The organism is Tepidimonas sp., from assembly GCF_036825565.1.
In the GTDB taxonomy this organism is placed as follows: Bacteria; Pseudomonadota; Gammaproteobacteria; order Burkholderiales; family Burkholderiaceae_C; genus Tepidimonas.
Genome location: NZ_DAISXZ010000109.1, coordinates 1 through 4578 on the forward strand (window position 1 = coordinate 1; position 4578 = coordinate 4578).

At 70.1% G+C, this 4578-nt stretch carries 6 protein-coding genes; 4 read left to right on the forward strand and 2 right to left on the reverse strand.

The features are described from left to right. Positions 1 to 687, reverse strand: a 687-nt coding sequence (locus tag V7026_RS10995; RefSeq protein ID WP_334155422.1) for an SDR family NAD(P)-dependent oxidoreductase, incomplete at its 3' end; no start/stop codon positions are given. A gap of 54 nt (positions 688 to 741) precedes the next feature. Between V7026_RS10995 and V7026_RS11000 the strand changes: the two genes are divergently transcribed. The 4 genes from V7026_RS11000 to V7026_RS11015 are packed head-to-tail and all read left to right on the forward strand — an operon-like array spanning position 742 to position 3699. Further along, on the forward strand, positions 742 to 1608 hold the full coding sequence (locus tag V7026_RS11000; RefSeq protein WP_334155423.1) for a TatD family hydrolase: 867 nt from the start codon (positions 742 to 744) through the stop codon (positions 1606 to 1608). Next, positions 1605 to 2015 (forward strand): DNA-deoxyinosine glycosylase, encoded by a 411-nt coding sequence (locus tag V7026_RS11005; protein WP_334155424.1) that lies wholly within the window; start codon positions 1605 to 1607, stop codon positions 2013 to 2015. The genes V7026_RS11000 and V7026_RS11005 overlap by 4 nt, the downstream gene beginning before the upstream one ends. Continuing rightward, positions 2012 to 2782: a spermidine synthase gene (locus V7026_RS11010; RefSeq protein ID WP_334155425.1), complete on the forward strand. Its 771-nt coding sequence runs from the start codon at positions 2012 to 2014 to the stop codon at positions 2780 to 2782. Before V7026_RS11005 ends, V7026_RS11010 begins: the two co-directional genes overlap by 4 nt. Beyond that, positions 2782 to 3699: a DMT family transporter gene (locus V7026_RS11015; RefSeq protein ID WP_334155426.1), complete on the forward strand. Its 918-nt coding sequence runs from the start codon at positions 2782 to 2784 to the stop codon at positions 3697 to 3699. Before V7026_RS11010 ends, V7026_RS11015 begins: the two co-directional genes overlap by 1 nt. 10 nt (positions 3700 to 3709) lie before the next feature. Here the strand turns inward: V7026_RS11015 and V7026_RS11020 are convergent, their stop codons facing one another. Next, positions 3710 to 4486, reverse strand: coding sequence for a peptidoglycan-binding protein (locus tag V7026_RS11020; RefSeq protein ID WP_334155427.1), 777 nt, complete (start codon positions 4484 to 4486; stop codon positions 3710 to 3712). Positions 4487 to 4578 lie beyond the last annotated feature (92 nt).

Here is a 4578-nt window from a genome sequence, read left to right on the forward strand (position 1 = left end):
GAGCTGCCCTTGGGCGTGCAGCTGCACGAAGCGATCCCGGTCCGGAAAGCCCGCCGGATCCCCGGCGCGCATCTGCACCTGCATGTCCGTGTCGATGACCCCGGGCGCCAGCGAGACGATGCGTGCCCCGCGGGGGCGGCGGGCCTCGTCCAGCGCCGTGCAGCGGCTGAAGTGGTCCAGCCCGGCCTTGACCGCACAGTAGATGGACTGCCCCGCCATCGCGTAGCGCCCCAGACCCGAGGAGATGTTGAGCACCCGCCGCGGGCCATCCCAGTCCTGCGCCTGCACCCAGTGGTCGGTGGCACGCAAAAAGGTGGCCGTCAGGTGCATGGGCGCTTCCAGCCCCACGCGCAGGGCGCGCGACAGCGCCTCGGCCGGGCTGGACTGCAGCGGACCGATCGGTGGCAGCACGGCGGCGTTGTTGATCAGCGTCGCGCTGGCCAGCGTGGCCGGCGCCAGCGTGTCGAGCCAGCGGGCCAGCCGCTCGGCGGCCTCGGCCGGCTCGGCCAGATCCTGGCTCCACTGCTCCAGGTGGGCGCCGCTGCGCACGGCCAGCGTGGCCAGCGTCGGGTCGGGCCGGCGTTCGATGGTCAGCAGCAGCCGATCCGGGCCCAGCAACTGCTCGGCCATGGAGCGGCCCAGCCCGCGCGAGGCCCCGGTCAGAATGGTCAGGTGACGACGGTTCATGCCGGCATTCTGGCACCGGTGGCCGCAGGCGCGCTGAACCATAATCGGGATCCCATGTGGATCGACACCCACTGCCACCTCGATGCGCCCGAATTCGGCCCCGATGCGCTGGCCGAGCGCGCGCGGGCCCGGGCGGCGGGTGTGGCGTGCTGTGTGCTGCCGGCCGTGCAGGCGCGCGACTTTGCCGCGGTGCGTGCGCTGGCCCATCAAACGGGGGACGCCTACGCCCTGGGCATCCACCCGCTCTATGTGCCGCAGGCCACCGACGACGACCTGTGCCGGCTGGAGCAGGCGCTGGCCGATGCGCGCGACGACCCCCGGCTGGTGGCGGTGGGCGAGATCGGCTTGGATTTTTTCGTGCCCGAGCTGTGCACCGAGCCCATGCGCGCGCGCCAGCAGCACTTCTATCGCGCGCAATTGGGGCTGGCGCAGCGCTTTGGCCTGCCGGTGATTCTGCATGTGCGGCGTTCGGCCGATGCGCTGTTGGCGGGCCTGCGCGCCCAGGCCGCCAGCGGTCGCCCGGTCAGCGGTGGGATTGCCCACGCCTTCAGCGGCAGCCTGCAGCAGGCGCAGGCCTTCGTGGCGCTGGGCTGGCGTCTGGGATTCGGGGGCGCGGTGACGTTCGACACCGCGCGGCGCCTGCGCGAGCTGGCGGTCACGCTGCCGCTGCAGGCGCTGGTGCTGGAGACGGACGCCCCCGACATTCCGCCCCAGTGGCTGTATGTGACGGCCGCTGAGCGTGCCGCGGGCCGCCCCCAGGGCCGAAACACGCCGGCGGAGCTGCCGCGCATTGGGGCCGAGATCGCGCGGCTGCGCGGCCTGCCCCCTGCGGCCCTGGCCGCCGCCACCTGGGCCAATGCCTGCGCGGCGCTGCCCCGGCTGGGGGCCATGCTCGGCCCAGCCCCGGGGGCGGCGGCATGAGCACTGCACCGCGTCTGCAGGGGCTGCCGCCGGTGCTCGGCCCGGGGACCCGGCGGCTGGTGCTGGGCAGCTTTTCCCGCGTGGCCTCGCTGCAGGCGCAGCAGTACTACGCGTATCCACAGAACCAGTTCTGGAAGATCCTGGGCGCCCTGTGGGTCCTGCCGCTGCCGGCCTGGCCCCACCAGCGATGCGTGGCAGCGTTGCGGGCCATCGCCCACAACGGCGGCGCGAGCTGGCACCACGCGCGCCACACCCGTGCGCTGGGCGTGCCGGTGGAGCGCCTGCCGTCCACCAGCCCCGCCTACGCGAGTTGGAGTCTCGCACGCACGACTGCCGCGTGGGCCGAGGTGTTGGCCCGCCACGGCATCCCGGTGCATGCCCCGCCGCAACCGACCGACGCACGATGACGCCAGCCCATTCCCGCGCCGCGCCGCCGCTGCCCAGCGTCACCTTTTCCGAGGAGGGGCCGCTGCGCCACCTGCACCTGGGCAGCACGCCGTGGATCCAGGGCAGCATGCGCCTGGACCGGCCCAACGACCTGGCGCTGGAGTATGTGCAGCGCATGATGGCCTGGCTGCTTTTCGTCGAGCCGGACAGCGTCGCCGCGCGCCGCGCCCTGCAATTGGGTCTGGGGGCGGCGGCCATCACCAAGTTCTGCCATCGGCGGCTGGGCATGGACACCACGGCCGTGGAGCTCAATCCCCAGGTCGTCGTGGCCTCCCGCACCTGGTTTCGCCTGCCGGCGGATGGCCCGCGCCTGCGCGTGGTGGTGGGCGATGCGGCGGACTGGGTGCGCCATTCGCCCTGGCAGGGCACGGTGGATGCGCTCGCCGTGGATCTGTACGACCACGACGCGGGCGCCCCCGTGCTGGACAGCGCGGCGTTCTATGCGGACTGCCGCGCGCTGCTGACCGACGACGGCGCACTCACCGTCAACCTGTTTGGCCGGCGCGCCAGCTTCGAGCGGTCGCTCGCCGCGCTGGAACAAGCCTTTGGTCGCGAGGCGCTGTGGGTCTTCAAGCCCACGGCCGAGGGCAACACCGTGGTGTTGGCCCAGCGCACCCCGCAACGCCCCGCGCGCGAGGAGCTGGCCGCCCGGGCCGACGCCATCCGCCGCCGCTGGCGCTTGCCCGCACCGCACTGGCTGCGCAGCCTGCAGCCGTTGGAGCCCTGATGTCGCCCCCCTCGCCATCCCCTGCCGCGCGCCGCGTCGGCCTGCTGCTGGCGGCGGGCGGCGCCATCGCATTCAGCGGCAAGGCGATCATCGTCAAGTTGGCGTACCGCTACGGGGTGGACGCGGTGACGCTGATCATGTACCGCATGCTGTTTGCGTTGCCGCTGTTTTTGGCGATGCTGTGGTGGGCGACGTTTCGCCAGCGCCAGCCGGTCGTGCCGCTGACGCGGGCCGACTGGCGCGGCATCGTCTGGCTGGGGTTCACGGGCTATTATGCGGCCAGTTTTCTGGATTTTTGGGGCCTGCAGTACATCAGCGCCAGTCTGGAGCGGCTGATTCTGTACCTGAACCCCACGCTGGTGCTGCTGCTGGGCTGGGTCTTGTACCGACGTCCCATCACCGGACGTCAAGCCGGCGCCATGGCGCTGAGCTATGCCGGCGTGCTGCTCGTCTTTGGCCACGAGGTGCGGTTCGACGGCTGGTCCACGGTGACCGGCGCCGCGCTGGTGCTGGGCAGCGCCGTCAGCTACGCGGTCTATCTGGTCTACAGCGGCCAGATGGTGCAGCGGCTGGGCTCGCTGCGGCTGGTGGGCTGGGCCACCACGGTGGCCTGTCTGCTGTGCCTGCTGCAATTCGCGCTGCTGCGCCCGCTGTCGGCGGCGTGGGTGGCGCCGCCCGTCATTGCGTTGTCGGTGGCGAATGCCGTGTTGTGCACCGCGGCGCCCGTGGTCATGGTGATGATGGCCATCGAGCGCATCGGCCCGGGCCTGACGGCGCAAACCGGCATGATCGGCCCGCTGTCCACCATCGCGTTGGGCGTGCTGGTGTTGGGCGAGCCGTTCAACGGCTGGATCGTGGCCGGCACCGCGCTGGTGCTGGCCGGGGTGTTGTGGGTGAGCCGCGGCGCTGCGCGCTGACTCGTCGACGTTACTTGGCCAGTTCGGCCTGCGTCGCGGCGTCCAACTGACCCGTTTGTGGTAGGTTGCGGCTGGCCTGGAAGGCGCGCAGGGCGGCCCGTGTTCGGTTGCCCATCTTCCCGTCGGGGGTTCCAATGTCGTACCCCAGTTGTGCCAGTTTGCGTTGGGCGTCAAGCAAGCTCAAGGCACCTGCGGTGCGAGGCGCGGCTGCCGGGGCCGGGGTCGCTGGTGCTGCGCCGTCCACCTGCAGTCGTCCGCCTGTTCCCAGACCTCGATCTCCCATGGACTGCGCGGCGTAATTTCGCAGCGCCTGGATCATCTGGTTGTACGCGTTGACGAACGCGGCCACGATTACCTTGCCTTGTGGGGTGTTGGTGTAACCCCCCAGGCCCGCCCCTAGGCCACCGCCGATGGCGAAACCGCCGAGTGAAAAATCGGTGTTGGAAGAACTCCCCTCTGCCGCGGATACCTGTACGCCCGAGCGGTTATCGGTCAGCAACAGCACGGTTGCCGCCTCGTTTTTTCGGATGCCGCCGGCGATCAGGCCAGCCCAACCCCCGATAGTCGCCCCAATGTTCTGGGTACCTTTCTGGTCGAAGATGATTTCCGGTGTGATCGAATAATCAGCAGCTACCATCTGGCCCTTGCCGAAATTGCTGCCTTGGCGCAACTCGCCACTCTGCTGGAGTTGTCGCTCGGTGTTCATATTGTTCATCGCCCGCCCGCGCTCGACGACGATGAAGCAATTGCTCTGTTGCACCAGCAGTCGCAGCACCGGAACTGTCATGTCCCGGATGATTATGGGGTCGCTTTTGGAACAAATCCTGTACCGCCCGCAGTAGATTGGACACAGATTTGCAGTTCATGCAGCCTTCCGGA

Bases quoted from the DNA above. Each gene is read 5' to 3' on its own strand.
- V7026_RS11005 (WP_334155424.1), top strand. From the start codon at position 1,605: ATGAGCACTGCACCGCGTCTGCAGGGGCTGCCGCCGGTGCTCGGCCCG.
- V7026_RS11000 (WP_334155423.1), top strand. From the start codon at position 742: ATGTGGATCGACACCCACTGCCACCTCGATGCGCCCGAATTCGGCCCC.
- V7026_RS11020 (WP_334155427.1), bottom strand. From the start codon at position 4,486: ATGACAGTTCCGGTGCTGCGACTGCTGGTGCAACAGAGCAATTGCTTC.
- V7026_RS11015 (WP_334155426.1), top strand. From the start codon at position 2,782: ATGTCGCCCCCCTCGCCATCCCCTGCCGCGCGCCGCGTCGGCCTGCTG.
- V7026_RS11010 (WP_334155425.1), top strand. From the start codon at position 2,012: ATGACGCCAGCCCATTCCCGCGCCGCGCCGCCGCTGCCCAGCGTCACC.